Source organism: Gemmatimonadota bacterium (assembly GCA_009838845.1).
GTDB lineage: Bacteria > Latescibacterota > UBA2968 > UBA2968 > UBA2968 > VXRD01.
On record VXRD01000159.1, the window covers coordinates 1 to 20,502 of the forward strand.

At 54.0% G+C, this 20,502-nt stretch carries 15 protein-coding genes; 1 reads left to right on the plus strand and 14 read right to left on the minus strand.

Going from position 1 to position 20,502, the window contains the following annotated elements; translation table 11 throughout:
* Window positions 1-96 precede the first annotated feature (96 nt).
* Window positions 97-1,221 (plus strand): IS200/IS605 family element transposase accessory protein TnpB, encoded by a 1,125-nt coding sequence (locus tag F4Y39_22315; protein MYC16473.1) that lies wholly within the window; start codon window positions 97-99, stop codon window positions 1,219-1,221.
* On the opposite strand, the gene F4Y39_22320 is transcribed toward F4Y39_22315, so the two are convergent.
* Genes F4Y39_22320 through F4Y39_22385 form a run of 14 tightly spaced genes read right to left on the minus strand, consistent with a single transcriptional unit; the run spans window position 1,209 to window position 20,385 of the window.
* Window positions 1,209-1,988 (minus strand): ribonuclease activity regulator RraA, encoded by a 780-nt coding sequence (locus F4Y39_22320; protein ID MYC16474.1) that lies wholly within the window; start codon window positions 1,986-1,988, stop codon window positions 1,209-1,211. The two genes, F4Y39_22315 and F4Y39_22320, sit on opposite strands and share 13 nt — an antisense overlap.
* Before the next feature lie 13 nt (window positions 1,989-2,001).
* Window positions 2,002-3,417: a sulfatase-like hydrolase/transferase gene (locus F4Y39_22325; protein MYC16475.1), complete on the minus strand. Its 1,416-nt coding sequence runs from the start codon at window positions 3,415-3,417 to the stop codon at window positions 2,002-2,004.
* Window positions 3,418-3,446: 29 nt separating this feature from the next.
* Entirely contained in the window at window positions 3,447-5,723 is a 2,277-nt protein-coding gene (locus F4Y39_22330) for a GWxTD domain-containing protein (protein MYC16476.1), read from the minus strand.
* 17 nt (window positions 5,724-5,740) lie between these two features.
* On the minus strand, window positions 5,741-6,517 hold the full coding sequence (locus F4Y39_22335; GenBank protein MYC16477.1) for a fumarylacetoacetate hydrolase family protein: 777 nt from the start codon (window positions 6,515-6,517) through the stop codon (window positions 5,741-5,743).
* A gap of 12 nt (window positions 6,518-6,529) precedes the next feature.
* The gene (locus tag F4Y39_22340) at window positions 6,530-7,528 is read right to left on the minus strand and encodes a hypothetical protein (protein ID MYC16478.1); all 999 of its coding nucleotides are present in this window, start codon (window positions 7,526-7,528) and stop codon (window positions 6,530-6,532) included.
* A gap of 26 nt (window positions 7,529-7,554) precedes the next feature.
* Window positions 7,555-8,706 carry a mandelate racemase gene (locus F4Y39_22345; GenBank protein ID MYC16479.1) on the minus strand — a complete coding sequence of 384 codons (1,152 nt, stop codon included), beginning with the start codon at window positions 8,704-8,706 and terminating at the stop codon, window positions 7,555-7,557.
* Window positions 8,707-8,728: 22 nt separating this feature from the next.
* Window positions 8,729-10,186: a sulfatase gene (locus tag F4Y39_22350; GenBank protein MYC16480.1), complete on the minus strand. Its 1,458-nt coding sequence runs from the start codon at window positions 10,184-10,186 to the stop codon at window positions 8,729-8,731.
* Between the two features lie 55 nt (window positions 10,187-10,241).
* Entirely contained in the window at window positions 10,242-12,242 is a 2,001-nt protein-coding gene (locus F4Y39_22355; GenBank protein MYC16481.1) for a hypothetical protein, read from the minus strand.
* A 49-nt stretch (window positions 12,243-12,291) separates the two neighbouring features.
* Complete coding sequence (locus tag F4Y39_22360) at window positions 12,292-13,140, minus strand: sugar phosphate isomerase/epimerase (GenBank protein MYC16482.1); 849 nt, start codon at window positions 13,138-13,140, stop codon at window positions 12,292-12,294.
* Window positions 13,137-14,231, minus strand: a complete 1,095-nt coding sequence (locus tag F4Y39_22365) for a Gfo/Idh/MocA family oxidoreductase (GenBank protein MYC16483.1) — start codon at window positions 14,229-14,231, stop codon at window positions 13,137-13,139. Before F4Y39_22365 ends, F4Y39_22360 begins: the two co-directional genes overlap by 4 nt.
* A gap of 12 nt (window positions 14,232-14,243) precedes the next feature.
* Entirely contained in the window at window positions 14,244-15,014 is a 771-nt protein-coding gene (locus tag F4Y39_22370; protein MYC16484.1) for a phytanoyl-CoA dioxygenase family protein, read from the minus strand.
* 15 nt (window positions 15,015-15,029) lie between these two features.
* Window positions 15,030-16,877, minus strand: coding sequence for a hypothetical protein (locus F4Y39_22375; protein ID MYC16485.1), 1,848 nt, complete (start codon window positions 16,875-16,877; stop codon window positions 15,030-15,032).
* A gap of 5 nt (window positions 16,878-16,882) precedes the next feature.
* On the minus strand, window positions 16,883-18,247 hold the full coding sequence (locus F4Y39_22380; protein MYC16486.1) for a GWxTD domain-containing protein: 1,365 nt from the start codon (window positions 18,245-18,247) through the stop codon (window positions 16,883-16,885).
* Window positions 18,248-18,285: 38 nt separating this feature from the next.
* Window positions 18,286-20,385, minus strand: a complete 2,100-nt coding sequence (locus F4Y39_22385) for a hypothetical protein (GenBank protein ID MYC16487.1) — start codon at window positions 20,383-20,385, stop codon at window positions 18,286-18,288.
* Window positions 20,386-20,502 lie beyond the last annotated feature (117 nt).

The window sequence follows — 20,502 nt, forward strand, 5'->3', positions numbered from 1 at the left end:
GTGGTGGAGCGGTGTACAAGTGCGCCAGCACTTCATCAACAGGTTCATCCGCTATTTCTGCTTGACAAAATCAATACATAAGTGTATATTTTTATTATGGTTAAATCATTTAAATACAGATTGCGACCCACCAAAAAACAAGAGAAAATCTTGCTGGCGCATATTGAGCAATGTTGCATTCTCTACAACCAACTCCTCTGTGCAAGAATACAAGCATGGAAAAAGAATAAAGAAAGTTTGTCGCGCTATGACCAACAAGAGACTTTGCCCATGCTTAAAAAACAATACAACCCTTTTTCTCTTGTCCATTCTCAAGTCCTCCAACAAGTATGCCAGAGAGTAGATTGGGCATTCAAAGGTTTCTTTCGGCGTCTCAAACAGAAGTCAAAGACGGGCGAGAAAGCAGGCTTTCCCAGATACAAGAGTGAGAACCGCTATGACTCTATCACCTATACTCAGTTTGCCAGCAGTTGTCGATTGGACGCCAAAGGCTTGCGATTGAGTAAAATAGGTTGCATCCGTGTCGTTCAGCATAGACCGCTTGAAGGTATCCCTAAGTCTTGCACAATCAGACGCACAAAGACGGGCAAATGGTTTGTGTCTATCTCTTGCGATATGGGCGATACGCCTGAAAAAGCAGACACAGGCTCTGCTGCTGGCATTGACGTGGGTCTTACGTCCTTTGCAGTAACCAGTGACGGCGAGAGAATAGAGAATCAGAGATTCTTTCGCCAAGAGGAAAAGAACCTTGCCAAAGCACAGCGCAACTGGGACAAAGTGAAAAAAAGACCCAAGACCGATCTTGTCAAAGAAAAGCGTCGCAAAGTCATTGCCAGAGTGCATGAGCGTATCCGTAATAAGCGACATAACTTTGCCCATCAAGAATCAAGAAAAATGGTCAATCGTCACGGTTTCATTGCCGTCGAGAAACTGGACGTTAAAGATATGGAAAAGAATAGACGATTGGCTAAATCAATAGCAGACGTAGCATGGTCCCTGTTTCGGCACTGTCTCGAATACAAAGCGGAAGAAGCTGGTATTGGATTCAAGGCCGTTCCACCTGACTATACGTCACAAGATTGCTCTGCATGTGGACATAGAGAAAAGAAACCACTGTCTCAGCGTGTGCATCATTGCAAACAGTGTGGGTATAAGACGGACAGAGACCACAATGCTGCGATAAACATATTGGCGTTGGGGCTACAACGTCAGGTGGCTTGACCGCCAAGAAGCCCACAGGCTTTAGCCGTGGGAGTAGTCACCTGCTTAAGCCACTCGGCATATTCTTGTTTTGCTTCTTCGTTCATCGGGTGGTATTTCGCCACATTTCCAGTTTCCCGGATCTTCATCTTCTCAAATATCTCCCGGTCTTCTTTGGGCTGACACCATTCGATGACTTTCTCCGCTATCTTCGGCGGCACCACCACGGCTCCATCATCGTCTGCTACAATAATGTCGCCGGGGAATATCAACACGCCGCCACAGCCTATGGGCAGGTTGTAATCCCAGGGGTACATCTCGAAAAACCCGGCATTGGCCGGTGTCCCTCCCCGGGCGAACAGAGGTAATCCCAGATCGAGCGCGCTGGGCAAATCCCGCAGGCATCCATCTACTACGATCCCTTTTCCCCCGCGTGCCTGCACTCCCGTCATCAACATTTCTCCCAAACAGCCCGTTTGCATGTGTCCCCGGGCGTCAATTGCCAGCACGTCGCCCTGTTCGATCGACATAATTGACGCCCATAGTGCCGATGTTTTTTCTGTTTGTTCCTCGCCCAGGCCCTCGATAATATCCTCCCGTTTGGGCAAGAATTGCAGGGTCACTGCCGTGCCCACGGCTTTCATCCCGGGTGTCAGGGCTTTTGGTCCCAGCATCGCATGCCTCAATATTCCCTGGCTGCGCAAAAACGTCGAGATGCTGGCTACGCTGATGTCCCAAAAAGGATCTACCAGTTCGCGGGAGGGGCGGATTATTTCTCTGTTATTCATGGGAGTTCCCCTTCTAAGGTAGCACGCGCACGCGTTGCAGTCGCTGTTCCTCTTTGATATGTGTGTACTGCGTCTGTTGAATCCGGTGCGTCAGCAGGCGTTGCACAAGATCCAATGTTACATGTTCGTAACCAGCTACGCCTGCCAGATTCTGCTGTTCCAGCGGATCCACTGTTAGGTTATACAGGTGCTGTACGCCACCCTGTTCCGGATCGAATACCAGTTTCCAGTTTCCGGTGCGCACCATCGCACATGTAGCCAGTTCGGCAAATACCGCGTTTCTCCCAATGTGCGGTTCCCCCCGGACCAGGGCCGGGATATCCAACCCGGGCCGGCGGCGGTCGAATGCGAGCCTGGTCCCTGCAAGGCGAAGGATTGTCGGATACAGGTCGAGGTGAGACACCAGCGCCTTGCTCACCCGCGGCCCATTCATCCGTTCCTCTTTTGGGATTCCCGGACCGCACATCAAAAACGGCACGCCTGCACTGTTCTCGTAGAAATACCTCTTGTCCAATATCCCATAATCGCCCAGGCAGTCTCCGTGGTCCGAAGTAAAGATGATTACCGTATTATCGTATATTCCCTTCGCTTTCAGTGTCGCTACCAGTTGGCCCACATAAGCATCAATTAGCGCGCATTTGTCCATATAGTGTGCCCGCCTCAGTCGCACCGACGCTTCGTCCGGTGCTCCCAGGGATGGCGACATTGCCTCGGGGTCGTGTTGCAATTCGCCCGGATGCCACATCGGCGGATGCGGCCCGATAAATGACAGATTTAAATAAAAAGGCCGGTCCTTTATATAGTCCTCCACGAATCGGATCCCGTTTACCCCGATAAACCCGTCGGCCGTCTCGTCTGGGTCGTCGAATACGTGCCGAAATCCCCCTTTGCGAAGCGCCTTCCGGAACGTCTCCAGCTTTCCTCGTTTTTTCAGGTAATTCGTGTACTCATCGTCATTGTGTCCGTTTTCTCCGTCGTCCTGAACCTGAAATATATAGTCGAATCCATAACGTCTCAGTTCTTCGTCGTTTTCCGTTACATCAATGCAGTACCCGTAGCTGTCAATATAATGGTGCTTGCCAATCATTGCCGTATAATATCCCGCCTGCTGAAGGTGGTGCATAAACGTATCGTCCCGAAGCTCTGGGTGAATCACATCGGCCTGGTTCCCGCATACTCCCGTTTGCGATGGGTACATCCCGGTGATGATCGATATCCGCGATGGCCCGCACAGCGGCGTGGCGCAATACGCGTTGGTAAACTGCGTTCCCTCTGCAGCTAAGGCCATTAAATTGGGCGTGCTCTTTCCCAGCGCATCGCGCCGGAAATGATCGGTTAGAATGAGAATAATATTGGGGTGTTTGGCAGTGGACATACAACGCACTCCTCTTGTGTTTGTTTCCAGGGAAATGGGTTGTTCAAAACTCATTTGACAAACGGATTCTTTCCTCAATGATCTCAATCAGGCTTTAACTCCAGATCCAGAAACGCCTGTTTCTCTTCTCCCGAGTGCAGGTCTTTCACCCGCATATTCAGCCGGAAATCCCCCTTCCCGGCATTGCTCAGATCCAGCGCCAGATACTCCGCAGAATCGGGTGTATTTCCCAGATATTCTACTTCTACGGAGGTTGTGGGTTTGTCCTTGCTGCCGAAGATCCTGAGCAAATCCTCGAGTACTGTATTCGTTTCTTTTTGGATTTTTGCCACCGTATATTCGATCGCAAAAGACGTCGTCCCGAACTCATCGGGTGTCAGATTATAGACCTCGAAATATACATACATCGGCCGTGCCGGGTCGAACCGCCGCGTCGGATTGGGTACCAGGCGGTGGTCGCGGAAGGCAAATCGGCCAGAATCCGCAGCCGCAATTTCATAGGCCGGTACAATGCTGCTCACATCCAGCCGTACCTGCGAAAATGCCGGTACCTCCAGTGTTCCCTTCCACCCTCCGAAGCGTCCTTCCCGGGTCTGTTGTATAAAAAAGGCATTGTTATAGGTATCTGGCTCTACCCGAAATCGAATCGTGCCGAGTCCCATCCCCCCAAACCAGCGCATATCCCGCCGGATCACGCCTTCCCGCTGCTGGACGACCCGGTTCCAGTTTCGATCGTGCAGCGTCATGCCATATTCGTAAACCGCAGACGTATCGGCCAGGTTCTCCAGATTTTTATCCGACAGCGGAACCCCGTAAAAACACACGGCATCCGTCTTCTCTTTCCCTTTGAAAAATCCGATATACATATGAAAAGGGAGCGGGTCAACATCCAGCCACGTATGGCGGTCCGTACGCAGCGCCACATCCACTGCCCGCCGACTCTGCAGGGTAATCTCATTTTGAATCTGCATCTGGTAGAGTGGGTCCTTGAACCTTTCTGGATACAAATAGGGCGGCCCCCACATGTCCCGGTCCTCCAGCGTGGGCGGATAGGGTGCCAACCGCCAATTGTTCCGCGTCCCGTGTCGGTCGATATTAAAATGGAAAATCATCTGAGGCAGAGCGGGCGTCGGATCGTAGAACCAGGATTCGTTTTGGATCAGATCCTGGTCGATAGTTCGGGCACGGTCGGCCGGATCTCCGTGGCGAATATAGATCAGCCCTTTGTCGTTCAGCCGGTCGTTGAGCGCAAAAGCAGGCGGGAAATTGAATACGCTCAGTTTGTCGGGATTGTTGAACCACGCGCGCAGTCCGTCATACCGGTAGTACGTCTCGGCCATCATTAAACGCCTGTAATGTTCGGCCAATCGGGCGTTATGCGACAGGGCCGGTGTGGGGTCTCTGCGAAGCCAGAAGCGTCGAAAAAAGTCGGCATAGTCCTCCGGTGTGACCAGGGACAGGAACCGTTGCAGTTCCCTATCTGTCACAATATACTTCACATCCTCGAAAATCAGTTCGGCATCCAGGCGGTTGCGGATATGATCGACCGCTTCAAAGAAAAACCCCTCGGCCATTTGCGGCGAACTCAGGGTGTAGTACACCCGGGCAAGAGACAATCTTGCCGGCGCCGGGCTGATGGCCGAATCCGATGCTAACCAGGCCTTCAGCGCCCCGCCAGCCGCTTCCAGATCCCCAGATAGTCGTTCAGCTTCTCCCACAAAATAGTCCGCGTGCTCGGTCTCTTGAGTCTCCAGCCAGCCTTTCGCTTCCACTGGATCCCCGTGGTCCAGCAGGTAGCGGTAGAGCCGGAATAGTCCCCGCTGGATGGCCGTCAGATGCGGCTTTGTCGCTGCCTGTCTGTGTCCGAGATAAATCGCCTCTCGGTACTTTTCTCGGTACCGTTCTAATGTTGCATACTGATAGAATCCGTCCAAGTAGAGCGAATCTGCCACAATGAGCCGCTTAAAGTATCTCTCTGCTTTGTCCCATTCCCGCTTCCGAAACAGCGTCGCCTTGAATTTTCCCGTTTCGCGGTGGCTAATAGCCAGGTTGTAAAGTGCCTCCGGGTCCTCTGGAATCGTTTTTAGAACCTTTTCGTACCACTTCTTCGCCTTGCCCCAGTCCTCCTGGAGAACTCCCACCTTCCCCAGACCCTTTATCGCCGGGACCAGCTTTCGATCCCGTTTCAGGGCACGCTCAAACGCATCCTCGGCCTCGCGGAACTGTTTCTGCACAATCAGTGCATGGCCTTCATCCACCAGCCGCATGGCCTGAAGGGTCCCCGTCTCGTCAGCCTGCGCTATGCCGGACGCCAGGACCAAAACAACAAACACGCGAAACCAGAAGTGCCAGATATCCATAAATATCTCCAAAGGAGTCAACGCGTTTCTGCAACTACCGGATTGCGCAAGATTCCGATCCCCGAAATCTCAATCTCGATCGTATCGCCGGGGGCAAACGGCCCCACTCCAGACGGTGTTCCGGTCATGATCACGTCGCCCGGCAGCAGGGTCATCGCCTCGCTGATGTAGGAAATCAGCTGGGCAACCGAAAACAGCAGGTCGGATGTATTGGCCTGCTGCCTGACCTCACCGTTCAGCCGAGTGGTCACGTCCAGATGGGTCGGATCCAGCCCGGTTGCAATCACCGGACCGAGGGGACAGAAGGTATCGAATCCCTTCCCGATGAGCATACAGCCCAACGCCATTTCAGCCGCCTGAATCACGCGTTCGCTCACATCGTTGCCGCAGGTATAGCCCAGTACGCAGTCCAGGGCTTCAGCATCCGACACTCTTCGGGCCGTCTTCCCAATGACAACGGCCAGTTCGCATTCGTAATGGATCTCCTTGCCTTGATGGGGATAGATGATCGGCTCTTCGGGGCCGATGACTCCGGTAGAAGGCTTCATAAACAGCATCGGAAACGGGGGCGGATCCTGGCCGCTTTCGCGGGCGTGTTCTGAGTAGTTCAAACCCACTCCGATGACCCTGGGGGCTTCGACCGGTGCGAGTACACGCACCTGGTCCAGATGTGTAACTACATCGCTGGTATCCAGGCTTTCGAAGGGAGAATCGATTAGCCGACGAACTGTACCATCCTCCTCCAGAATGCCGTAATGGATTTCCCCATCGGCGCTATACCGCAGAATCTTCATTTTTTTCTCCTTTCAGACATTGTCCTGTTCAGACCGGTCAGCGCTTTCCACAAAAGACCGGTAGCATGTGTTCACATCTGCCTCCTCTGCATCACCGTCGTGAACAACAACCCGCACGGCCAGATCCAGGACCTCATTCCGGTTGATTGCCATTTGTTTTTTCGCAAACGGATTCAACGACAGGATGCCCCAATCGGAAACGTACCAGGTCTTGCAAGCAGTAGCCGGATAGGAAAACAGAGCCACACCTGCCCGCCTTTTAGCTGCAATCGTTCCCGAACAATCTACCCAATCGGCGCGTTCTCCCGAAATCACCTCGCTGCTGGAACGGCCAGCAGAATCGGTCAATCTCCCCCCACTGGTTGCCCGCAATGCCTCTGCCATGCGGACTCCGAAATAGGCGTGTCGCGTAGGACCAATATGGATATCCCAATCAGTCGGTCGTAACTGCGAGTGGATGTCGATCTGATTATTTACTTCGCCGGGATAGATATTGATCGTCCTTTTTTCGACGAGCAGGGTGCGCCCCTCGGGAGCGGCCCACTCGGAGGGTCCCTGCCAGTTGAGCGTCTGAATCAACCGGAGATGCGCTTGCGAGACCTCTGTGCTTTCGACCGACACGCTCAGGATGCGTCCGGGGGCGCGTCCCTGGAAGGTTTCGTTGACGTAAAAGTTATAGGTAGCTTCCTCATAGGTGCTCGTGGAGAAAGGCAGGCGGCAATGCACATGGTCGGCGCCGATCCAGAGCGAATTGTGGTGCGGGTGATCTACCGGACTCTCGGTGGTCACGGCAAAGCCGGAAGGCGTGTACACCGGGAAGAGATAAGCGCGGAATGCCCCCTGGCTCAGGGACGCAATATCCCGTCCGCGCCAGCGCACGTTCAGCCGATGGGACCTGGCCCAGGCTCCTCTGGACAGAGAGACGACGTCGTCTTCAACGGAGAAGAACGGCATGTTCACCCCTTTCATTAGTCCTTTTTTTTGATTTAAAAATAATTCTGTACGGGTCATTTGCACAGATCTTTTCAGGTCTCCACTCAGAGCACTTCTACTGTCCGTCGCTCTATTTCCTCCCAGTCCAGTTCCACACCCAATCCCGGTCCCTGCGGCACAATCAGGTACCCCTCTTCTATCTGTATGGGATTCTTCACGAGCGGATCCTCGGTCGGTGCCTTGGGATTTACGCCGTTCAATTCAAAAAACTCGCAGTTGCTCATCGCGGCCAGCGCCTGTGCATGGGCAAAGCAGAACATTGGTCCGCGCTCGTGTACCTCGCACGCCACTCCGAATGCTTCGGCCACATGCGCTACCTTCATCAATCCGGTAATTCCACCCGATACGATCGCGTCTCCCCGCACAATATCCGCTGCGCCTTGAGCCAGTAGCGTCGCTACATGGTGAGATCCTCCGAATACCCATTCCGATGCCGCTATTGGAATATCCAGGGTATCGCACAGTTTTTTGAGTGCTGTAATGTCCCACTCCTGGAGCGGTTCTTCCAGCCATTTGTAGTTCAATTCCTCCAGTGCCCGCCCCACTTGCACTGCTTCCGGATAGGTGTAGATCTGAACGGGATCGTGCATCAAGGTGAACCCATCACCCAGCGCTTCTCGCACGTTTCGCGCGACCTGGATATCCGCTTCAGGTCCCAACCGGCTGTGTAGTTTGTAACCCTTGTACCCCTCTTCCTGTACTTCCAATCCAAACTCTACAAATCGCTCCGGGTCTGGATAATTTCCCGAACTCACATACGTCGGTATTCGGTCGCGAAACGCTCCCAGAAGTTTGGCCACGGATAGCCTGGCATATTTGCCGGCGATATCCCACAGTGCCACGTCTGCATAGCTCATATTCCACGGGTGTAGCCAATTGAAGCGGTTGGCGAACCACAGCTTTTGAAAGATGTATTCCCGGTCCAGAGGGTCTGCGCCCACCAGTTCGTGTCGGAATGCATCCAGCCAGGTCTCTGCAAAGGCCCGGGCTGGTCCCCAGGTATAAAATGCCGTGGACCAGCCCTCGATCCCGGTGTCGGTAATTACCCGGATGAAACACAATTGGTTCGGCTCATGACCCGGCGTTGCCCGCCTGTCGAATTGAGACCGAAGCTGTCCGGGTATTACGAACATGGTTCTTATAGGGCGTTTCCCTTCCATCTCTATGAGATGGATTTTGACCTCTTTGATTAGCATTGCGCATACCCTCCGTTGGAAATTACTGGTGGACCTGCCGCAAGCGGTCGCGAATGATGCGTTTTCTGTCTGCGGGATCCTCTGTTGGGAATTGCATGCCGATGCGGGTGAACAGGGGTTTGTACCCGCGGGCGTGGTTGAGTTGCGTGTCGGTGAGAAATGTCAGGAGTCTGTTGCGGAGACGCTGGGCTGTGTCTGCATGTGCGGGCGACTGGGCCAGGTTCTGCATTTCATGGGGGTCGTTTTGCAGGTCGAACAGGCGTTCATTTTGAGCCTGGATGGACCATTTCCACCGGGTGTCGCGCACCATGTAGCAAAATTGGTCGTTGCGGGAGATTTCAGAGAAGACGGCGTCGTGAACGCTGTCGGTTTCGCCTCTGACAATAGGTAGGAGTGAGGCTGCCTGGCAATAGTCCGGGATTTCCGCACCCGCGAGGTCCAGGAAGGTTGGGAACAGGTCCAGGAAGGAGACGGGTGAGGCGTTGCGGTGTCCGCTGGCGACGGGCGCAGCTGGTCCGCTGATGATTAGGGGTACGCGTGCCGATCCCTCTTCGAAGCCGGTTTTGGAGACGAGGCCGTGCTCTCCCATGCGTTCTCCGTGGTCAGAGGTAAATACGATGACGGTGTTTTCCCAGTTGCCGCGTTTTTTCAGGGCGGCTATGATTTCTCCTATGCGGTCGTCGAAATGGGTGATTTTGCCCATGTACTGGGCGGTCATTTCGGCGATGGCCTGCCGACCGTATTTGCAGCGTTTTTCGTTGTAGTTTTCTGGGAGGACGATATCAGCAGGGTCGTACACTTTGGCGTATTTTCCGGGCGCGTCCAGAGGTGTATGGGGTCCGGGGAAGCTGGCGAAGAGGAATAGGGGTTTGTCGGTGGGTGCGCGGTCGAGGTACGCCAGTGTTTGTCGGCATACGTAGCCGTCCGGCGTCATGTCTGGCGGTAGGGGCGAGGGAAGGGGGGTGTATTGTCCATCTACGTAGCGGTCGCCAATGTCGGTGATGAAGGTGTCGAGGAGTCCCTCTTTTTTTAGCAGGCGGCTGTAGCCCGTGTTCAGGAAGGGTCCCTGAAATGGTGTCGAGGTTTCTTCGGCCCAGTCCAGTCCGAGCTGGTCGTAGTAGTCGCGATAGTCTTCGTAGTCCTGGCCCCATTCCAGGCTGAAGTAGTGGTATTTTCCGATTTTTGCTGTGGTGTAGCCGGCTTCTTGCAGGCAACGGAAGAGGGTGACTTGTTCGGGTGGGAATAGTTTGCCGGTGTAGTTGCAAAAGAATCCGTGCGCGTGCGGGTAGAGGCCGCTGGCCAGCGATGCGCGCGCTGGCATGCACACGGGCGATGGCGTGTAGGCCGCGTCGAAGATACAGCCTTCGGCTGCAAGTGCGTCGAGGTGCGGGGTTTGTACTTGCGGGTGTCCTGCGCATCTTAGATATCGCGCGTTCCACTGGTCGGAACAGATGAAGATAATGTCGGGGCTGGTATTCATAGGAGTTCCTCATTTAGCTCTGGTTGTTGGGTTATATTCCTTTTGTCCATCTCGCCTACCACGAATAAACATGGTGCCCGCGTTCCGGGAACCAGATGACATCTACCAGGCAACTGCACCCCACCGCGAACACGTATCCCACGATTAGCCCGTAGCAGCAGGGCAATACACGGCGGTAAAGCTCGATCCCGCCCAACCTCAGCACCGCCAGCTTGGCAACCCACACGAGAAACACGTTCAGCATGTAAAACTGCAAATAGGGCATCCCAAAAAGCATCAGTCCCAGCGGATGTGCCGGCCACCACAGCACCCGGGTCTGTAGCACGCCGAACAGCACGACCAGTAGCCCTCCAGTCAACCAGATTCCCATCTTATAGGGATCGAATACCGTTCGCTCTGTTTCGACTAACATACCTGCGGCGCGGTTATAGACGTTCCGGGCCGCACCCTCCGTGTTCCAGTAATCCAGATTGGCGCCTCCGTCCGCGTAACAGAGCCAGATGGTGGAAAGCGCCGAGGTCAATAGCCCTACCAGCAGGCCGATACAGATCAGCCGCACGCTTCCCTTTTTTTTGCCCCAAATTCTGGCTATCTGGGGCAGCGCTGGCGGCACGCGCCAGCCAGCCAGGCTGCGAGGGTGAACCACCTGCAGCCCAACCAGGCTCGAGTCCGACATTCCGGTTGTGCCCAAAAGCGTCATGGTGTTGGTTTTGGACAGGCCGCTCCAAAAGGGATGCACAAAGGCGTATCCGCTGACCGCCAGAAGTTTCATGGTCGCAAGCAGTACCATGCAGAAGCTGAGCAGAAAGAATGCGATCACCAGGGGATCGTAGCCCACATTGTGCAGCCAGGAAGCCATGTAGATCAGGCCACCGGCCAGGGCTACTACCGCCATCCTGGGAGAAAGTACCGCTGTCTCTGGTGCCTCGCCCGGAACGGGCGCGGCGATTTGCCGAAATACGCGTTTCAGATGACCTCGCGCGGTCCAGATCGCCCAGACCACCAGTCCCGCGATTGCGCCGTTTGCAAAGATGGGTGCCGCTCCCCAGTAATCCACCTGTTGTCCACTCAATCCCACGGCGGTGCCGGTTCGGTTCATCCAGTACTGAATGACACATCCCACGACGTACGGCGCCCAGATTCCAAAAAGGATATCCAGATTGCACAGAAACGTAAATGCGGTTAGCGTGGGCAGGATGCGGTAGGTCAGCGCGTGAATCGAGAGATAGCGGGATAGATGAATTTTTCGCCTTGCGTGATGGTCGTAAATGGAAATCCGGGGAAAACCCGGCACCCAGTATGTCGCGATGTTCCAGAGTACTGGAAAAGCCGAGGCCGCAAATCCCACCCAGAACGCCCGGGTTCGCACAAATGGCGGCCAACCTCGGCGCCGGTCAAATCCCTCGGTTAGCGACAGGGAGATATTCGCCAGGGGGAATGCCAGGCGTTCGTGCTGTACCCAGTGTTTTTGAAACAGTGCCGTCAGTCCCAGACCAATCGCGGTAATCGCCAGTGCCGTGGTGACTGACCAGAAAAGCGGCATTGACCAGGCTCCCCAGGGGACGCTTCCGCCAGGTCCCAGCCCCTGGTAGAATCCCTCCAGGACTCTGGGGGCGTTGATCGGGTACATCCACCAGGGCAGGTGGTCGAAAATCAGTTCCTCCCAGCGGTTCTCGGGCGACGCCAAATACCTCGGTCCGGCCATCTGTCCCACCCATTGGCTCGCCCAATTGTACCCGACGAATAGCCCGCCGATCCAGAGCACGCAAAGCAATAATCGAAGTTCCGCAGAGGTCAGCGAAAAGCGCGGCATGAACCGCTTCAACAGTGTATTGCCCAGGAGCCAGAACACAAATGGCAGCAGCGCGGTCATCGGCAGGTTGGATACGGCCATTCGCACAGACCTGGTTCTCATTTCCAGGTACATAGACGCTATGCAGCCCAGTGCCAGGGTGGCTACCGCAATCAGCACTATTCCCCACCGCACCCGCCCGGCTTCGGCCACCGCTTTTGCCGCTTGAACTTCGTGGCTCAACGCTCCAGATGGCTGTGCCATGACACAATCTCCGGTGGTACTTCCCCAACACGCTTGCCGTCGAATAATGCTAATCCCTGGGTACTCCTGCTTCTTTGAAAGCATTGCTCAGGGCCATGTAGGAACGGCGCGCGGTATCCACGGTATCGAATTCCTTCTGTGACCAGATACGGGTGCTGACCTCCAGGGTGATATAATCGTCCCAGCCGGCCTGCGCCATGGCCCGCATATAGGCGGTAGAATCGAGTTCGCCGTCCCCCAGAACGCGAAAATCAAACGAACCATCCGCATGGCGTTGCGCATCGGTGATGTGGGTGTGGCCGGTGATGGGGACCAGATCCCTGACGCACGCTTCGATGGAATCCCCGGCCAGGTAAAAGTGAACAATATCAAAATGTAGGCGAAGGTGAGGGCTATCCACTTTTTGAATGACCTCCAGCGCCCGCACCGACCGGTCAACGGCCGCGCCGCAGTGAGCCTCTCCCGCAATGACAATCCGTTCTTTCTCGCCCAACTCTGCGTAATCCCGGAGTCGGGCGACGATTCCATTTTTGTCCCTGTCCCAGGTTTCCGTCTTTCCGCCAATGCCAATGGAAATGACGATGGGTTCGCAGTATCCCAGGTCCCGCGCCAACTGCACGGTCTCCCGGGTTGTTTCCAGATTTCGAGCGTGGAGATCCGCATCGGGCTCCCAGGCTTTGGGGCCTACCAGCATCAATGCCGGCACGCCGAGTTGTTGTGCTTCGAGTATTTTCCGAATGTTGCTTCGTCTGGTAGAATTGTAATCGGCGGGAAGTGCATGCTTGTGCTTATCTCCAATGTAGATCTCAACACCGTCATACCCAATGGACCGAAGCAGTGGAATTGCCTGCTCCAGAGGCATGTCGGGAATGGCGTAGGTACCGTAGGCAATTTTCATGGCGTTCCTTCAATCAAAGGTACCTTTTCTACATTTCCGCTGGCTATGGAAGCTTCTATGGCGTGTAGTAGTGCTGTAGTGCGGGCCGCATCTGCAAAATTCGATCGGATTGCAGAGGTCAACGACGGATTGCGGATGGCGTCCAAAAATACTTCTATTTCTTCAAAATGTGGGGGGTCGGGTGGATCTTGCGGTCGTCGGTTGGGGTGGATTTCGCCGCTTCGCCCCATGGCTGGTCCCTGCGGAAATTGTTCGGTAATGCTTCTGGTTTTTTCATTCGGTGCTCCGACCGTACCTTCAATTCTGGGGGGGATAGTGGAAAGCGAAAGTCGAATATCTCTGCCGAAGAAGGTGAGGTCGTTCCGCCCTTGTGCGCAGGCCCACGATAGGAGAACACAGCCGATTGCCCCGGAGGAGAACTGGAGATTGATCGACATGCTGTCTTCGATGGTGAAGCTATCGCTGATCGGAATCGTGAGGTTGCTGCCAAAAGCGTGTACTGCGTCAATATCACCTGCGATATAGCGGATTACATCGAGGGTGTGGATCGTGTTGTCGAATAATGATCCGCCTTCTTCTTTGAGGTAAAACCAGTCTGCTCCGAGATTGCGGGTCAATCCCGGGCTGGTGATTACCGAGGCATCCACCAGATTGATCTGTCTGCCTTCCAGTAGCCCCAGACACCGATCTACAGAGGGCGCATAGCGCTGGTTAAAGCCGACGCTGTGAATTAGTCTGGTTTTCTGCAGGAGTGCGACGATTTCACGCGCTTCTCGCAGGGATTGGGCAGGGGGTTTTTCGCAGAGGAAGGGCACGTTGTGCTGTATGGCGGCCTGTATGACCGGTTTGCGAAGAACGGGAGGTGTGCAGATGAGTATCGCGCCTAGGTCCTTGACTTCCTCAAAGACTTTTTCCCAATCTGTGTATGCCTGCGCTCCATAAGTAGCGGCTTTGGCGCGTGCCAGGTTTTCGTCCAGGTCGCATATCGCTACGATGCGATTGCCACCGAGAAATGCGAGGTTTTCCAGGTGCCGCGTGGCGATGTTTCCCGCGCCTATTACGGCTATGTTGATAGATCTCTCTCGATCCATAGTTTCCTCATATCAGAATTCTCGCACGCCTTCAAATTCTCGCCAGATATCTGTCAGCACTTCGGTCCCGTTTTTCTGGATATCTACGTGGTTTAGACGGAAGATCACTGCATACCGGATATGCGGCGATAGATTGGGGCCAGCCGCGTGTACCATCTGGTGATGCACCAGCACTGCGTCTCCTGCTTTTGCGGTGATCTGCACTGGCCCGTGGGGCAATTCTTCTCTCAGTCTGGGAAGGTCCTGGAATAACTGGCCGTGTCCGTTTGTTCGAAAATACGACTCCAGATAATGGTGGGATCCCGGCCATACTGTAAAATTGCCCATATACGGCTCGGGCAAGTCCGACAGCATTACCACGCAAATAGCGGTAAAGTTTCGCCAGAATTCTCCTTCGGGCACTTTGGTTTTTTTGCCGCCCATTCCGTCGATGTGTCCCGATAGTATCACAGATGCCCGGTCTTCCATCTTGGGAAATGGCAACGCGATCTGTCCGCTTCCAATTGGTCGGAGTTTCCCTTTTCCCATCAGGGATTCGGCTATCTTGAAGATCGGCGTCTCATTTACCAGACTGGCGTAGAATGGGTCTGGATGATTCTTGTGAGAGTAATACCCATTGTACAGTGTAAGCGGATAGTCTCCTCCCGGAATCATCCCTGTGCTGCCCAATTCATGGTTAATTTTTTTTACTGCTTGTGTCACCATGTGCTCTGGAATCACGCCTTCTATCTTGAGATAGCCCTGTGCTTTGAAAAATGCTTTTTTTTTGGCGGTCATTTTCATGTTTCAGCCTCCTTGTTATGGACATCCCGCGTGAAAATTTCCAATGGCTTCCGATGTGCGCAAGTATCGGTTGTATATCCGCAGGGCTTGAAGTCCGGGGCCGATTCGAAGCGTTTCAGTCCCGTTGGCGTGTCTTAGATTTGGACTGAACCGCCCCCAACCAAACTGGCGATTTTCACCTCCATCGCAGAGTTTGCCATCTACCACAAATGTGATGATCCTGGGACCGCCATCTACAATTGCCGCAATGTGGTGCTGTTCGCCTGTGCGCATATAACCGGAATCGCAGTCCCACCGGTTTTCGGTTCGCCCGTCGTTTAATACAATCTCGACGGTACCCCGCTCTGTGGTCTGCACGCACATTCCCTGTCCGTTCTCCAGCCTGCTGTCCAGCAGTATCTGTCCAGCATGCAGTGATGGTAGTCTTAGCCACAGATCAATGGTAAATCCCTGTCGAAGATCTCGCGTTGCATAAGGACTGGCGCTGTCTCGCTCGTTGAATGCTGGCAAATCCGGCATTTTTGCCTCGCTCGAATCTGGCAGGGACAGGTCCAGTAAGAGACCTTCGGTGGCTATTTCCCTATTTTCAGCCTGTTCCCACAAGCTCTCCAGCAGGGAGGTGTCCAGCTCGTGTACGCGAGCTATGTCCTTCTGGGTTTCCGTAAGATAATACTTCCCGCCGTCTTCCACCAGGTCTGGATAGCTCATGCGGATGTACGGGTCGTCGTCGTAGAGCGCGATTTCTGGTTGTGACCACTGGATTATACGGCCTTCTGGCGCGTCTGCTTCGACTCCGCTGCACAACCACACCGGGTTGCGGTCCTGATAAGATATTGAGCGCCGGTCCGGGTGCTCTCCGATAAACCGCCCTCCGTGGTTGTGAAACCAGTAGAGAAATTTTCCATTTTCGCATTGCCACGCGAAATTAGCCGCTCTCGGATGTTTCATGCGTCGTCCGTCCGCAAAGCACTGATACACCGGTTCTGTCCATGTATGTCCGTTGTCCCGGCTGTACGCGCATACCGGGTACCCATCAATCGAACGGTACACGCTGTAAAACGACCCATCGCTCAAGCGGCTGTAGCTGTGTTCTTCGGAGACTGGACCGCCCCCCGGTGGCGTCCGCAGCCCTGCATCGCCATCTGGAAGTGTCTCCCAGGATATTTTCTGCGGGTCCTGTTCTGCCAGGATATTTTCGCTTTTCAGGAGTACACCTTCCGAACGGGTAAAAAATCCCATCCCGAATCCTCCCACTTTGTGCAGCGATACGTACGCGGCTTGATCGTCGGCTATCGCTTTGCCCACGTTCCAGAAATACCGCAGTTTGCCCCCGTCCGCGTTCTCCCGGTCAATCGCCATTTCTCGCACCGCAATCGGGTAACGTTGCGCCGACCAGGTCCGCCCGTGATCGTCGCTGTATTTGAACACAAAATGTCCCAGCGAATCTACCCGGGTACAATATCCGTCTCTATAAGGTGGGTTGTCTCCTTTCACTTTTCGGACATTGTCCGTGTTGTGATTGTAAAATACGTAAATCCGTCCGTATGGGACCTTCAGCACTACTGCATACGATGCCTCAGGTCCGTGTGCAGGCTCCACATCGACCAGATCCGTCCAGGTCTGTCCGCTATCGGTACTGCGCGTTGTCACTACGTGCTGCCCGTGCGCGCCTTCTCGACCCGTTCCCGTTGTCATAACACATAGCCAGGCCCCGTCGTCCGTTTTTACCACATAGGGCTGATCGCAATATCCTTTGCTGGGAATTTCCCAGCCGTTTGCAATGTGACGCCAATCCGGAATCTCGGAGATGGTTTCTGCGGTCAGGCTCTGGTCTGCAAGTGCTGCGTTCTGATTTTTAGGCATATTTTTTACTGACTCTCTTTCCAGTTCAGGTTGTACAGTTCTCCCGGCATTGTCGAGTGTATCAACTCATACACGCCGTAGCGCCGCCGGTCTTGAAATACGAAGAGATACCGCTTTGACCGATCGTAAGTCCATTTTTCTATTGCGCCTGCAAAATTCTCTGACGACTGTTCGAAGTCCCGATCGTCGGGCGGGCCGTATTTGATGTACACGCGGCCCTTGTCCGTATCTGAACCTCGTTTATGGGCCTCTGACCCAAAGTGTTCATCTGCAAACTGAATCCGGGTCATGTGTTCTCGCAATCGTTCGTTCAACGGCGTGCCGGGCGTTGGATCCATCTTTTTCCAGAATGCTTTTAAGAAGTCCATGCGTTCCGCTTCAGTGGTCAGCCCTGCATAGCTGTTGAGATCTTTGCTCGGTGCTATATACCGGATGTCCTTAAAATACCGGAGCTGATCCTGTGCCTCTTCGCTCAACTCATCGGAAAACAGGAAGATCGCCCTGCGCTGTCGCACATGCTCCCGAGTGCCCCGGTCAAATGCTTCCACTTGAAAAAAATAGACGCCCGCATTTAGTCCGTCTGTCTCGATTGTCTCTGTCTTGACAAAACTCTCTCCCGATACCCGGATCCGGCGAGAAGGAAATTTTTTTATCTGCATTCCGGAAGAGTCGGTAAAGCTGTATCCCAGAATCAGCGGCTCTGCAGGTTGGTCTTTTTGGCGTTTCAAATTGTAAATTTCAAAATAAACGCGCACAGGTTCGCCCACCCGGTACCGATGGCTGACATTGGGTACTATATTCCACCCGTTTTTTATAAATTTTCCAGCTTCCCCTTGTGGCGTGATTTTTGTGGCAAATAACAGATCGCTGATCGACAGATCTTTTCGATCAAAATTTCGCACTTGAAGCCATGCTTCAAAAGTCCCCGTCTTTCCGCTGTAAATATCCTCGGCCAATAGCTCAAGCCGGTAGGTTTTTGGGGGCAGGTCCAGTCCCACTATCTCCCGAACCACGGCACCTTCTTGTCGGGGTGCGTTCATATCTGGAACTGAGATATTCTGCGTCCACGTTTTGACTTTTACCTTTTGTCCAGTTGAATCCGATAGGGTTACGGCATACTGCAATTGAGCTACAAATGCGTCTTCCTGGGGTACAAATTGGAGCGACTGGGCATCTACTACCGTGCAGATATCTACTCGTGTGAATCCCTTTGGTCCTCGAAACCCGGTTGTTTCTACAACGATTTGCAACGCTTCAGGGGTCTTCAACGACGGGTCTTGAATATCCTGTGCCCTAACGGGCGAGATACCCGACAGATGGATGAGTACGGCCGGAACGATTGTAAACCAGACCACATAATAGAGTTTCATGGCTTACCTCCAGCGCTGAACGCAGATACGGGTCGAAGTCACCAACTATGAATCAAGTGCCCCTGGTCCGGGAACCAGATAAAATCGATTAACGCTCCCACGGCCAGCGATAAAATAAATCCCACAATTAAACCATAGCAGGCCGGTTTGAGTCGTCGGTAAAGCTGAATTCCCCCGAATCGCAAAACGATAAACTTGGCCAGCCACACGAGGAAGATATTCAGCATGTACACGCGGATCGGATATAGCGTAAACAGCATTAGTCCCAGGGGATGGGCGGGCCACCACGGCAGTCGCGCCTGTAAGAGTCCAAATAGTACGGCTACCGCACCCCCTAAAATCCAGGTCGTGGCTTTGGCCAGGTCAAATACTGGGCGCTGCGTATTGGCCACCTCGCCAGCAATGCGGTTGAGGGTGCTTCGGGGCGCCCGCCGCATCAACCACTCGTCCATGTGAATCCCACCGAACTGATAACACAGCCAGACTGCGTATATAATGGTGACCAGCATGCCCAGGATCATCCCGCCCCAGATCAATCCCGATGTGCCCCGGACATCTTCCCGGAGCTTGGCCACATGGGGGATGGCCTGTGGCACCCGCCAGCCGGCCAGCAGGTGGTTGTTCACCAGCCCCTGTCCCACCAGTGAAGATTCCGAAAACCCCCGCGTGCCCAGCAGGCTCAGGCTGTTCGCGGGAAAGGGGGGATAAATGTAGGGAAATCCACTGGCTGCCAAAAATTTCATCGCCGCAAATAGCCCCATCGCAAATAGCCCCACCCACAGAAGTGCCAGATGCGGTTCGTACCCTGCGTGCATTACCCAAAAAAATAAATACAAAAGGCTTCCCAACAGGATAGCCAATGCCATCCGGGGCGATAGTATCGCTGTCTCGGCCTCTTCCCCCGGTACCGATGTTCGGACTTGCTGAAATACCCGCTTCAAGTGTCCCCGTGCTACCCACACGGCCCATACCACCAGCCCCACCATCGCTCCGCTGGTAAAAATATTCAGAATTTCTGCGCCATCGGCTGTTTGTCCGGCCAGTCCGATGGAAAATCCCGTGCGGTTCATCCCGTACAGCGCCGTCATTGCTATCGCATAGACCGACCATATCCCGAAGAGGATGTCTAAGTTGCACAAAAACGTAAATCCCATCAAGTTGGGCAACAGGCGAACCTGAAGCGTATTGGGCGGCAAATGCCGCGATATGTCGATCAATCTCCGCTGGTGAATGACCCAGAGTTCGTTGCGGGGAAAATCCGGCACAAACCACGATACCATATCCCACAGTTCCGGCAGGGCCGCAATAAAAAATCCCACCCAGAATGCCCAAATGCGCATAAAAGGTGGCCATCCCCGGCGCCGGTCAAACCCGGCGGTCAGTTCCTGCGCCACTTCTGATAGGGGAAAAGCCAATCGCTCGTGCTGCGCCCACTGTTTTTGAAAAATCGCGGTTAGTCCCAGTCCAATGCCCGTTATCGCCAGCGCAGCCGACATAGCCCAGAAGGCTGGCGCCACCCACGCGGCCCACGGCACGGCTTCGCCGTATTCCAGGCCTTCGTAAAATCCCCGCAGGACGCCGGGTGAGTCCGCCAAAAACATCCACCAGGGCAGGTTGTCAAAGATCAATTCCTGCCAGCGGTTTTCCGCGGATGCGAAATACCGCGCCGCCCCTACCCGTCCAGCCCAGGCTGTGGCCCAGTTGGTGCCCGGAAATACCCCGCCTACCCACAGGGTGCAAAATAACAAGCGGAGTTCGCCCGAAGACAGCGACACTCCGGGCCAAAACCGTTTGAGCAGGCTGTTGCCCAGCAGCCAGAAGACAAATGGAAATAGCACGGCCATTGGCAATGTCGCCATTCCCATTCGCACGGTGCGGGGTTTCATCTCTACATACGTCGCCATCACACAGGCGAGAATGAGTGTGATACCCGCTACCAGCCAGACTTGCTTGCGCACGCCCAGAGATTCAGGCAGAACAATTGCGGCGGTATTGCGTCTCAGCGTTTCAGAAGGTTGAGCCATGTCGTAAAAAAAGAAGCGTATCCCCTGCGAAAGCGCATACCAGGTATGGCTCAGGATACGCTCTGGCTGTGATTTGTGCAAAGGAAATCCAGAGAAATTAGCGCCAATATCCATAAATTTTATTGCGATTGCAACTGTTTATTTTCTTATATAAGAGATTAATATAACTCTTGCATTGAGAAATAATGTGAAATATATTATCGGTATATTGTCATTTATATATATATATAT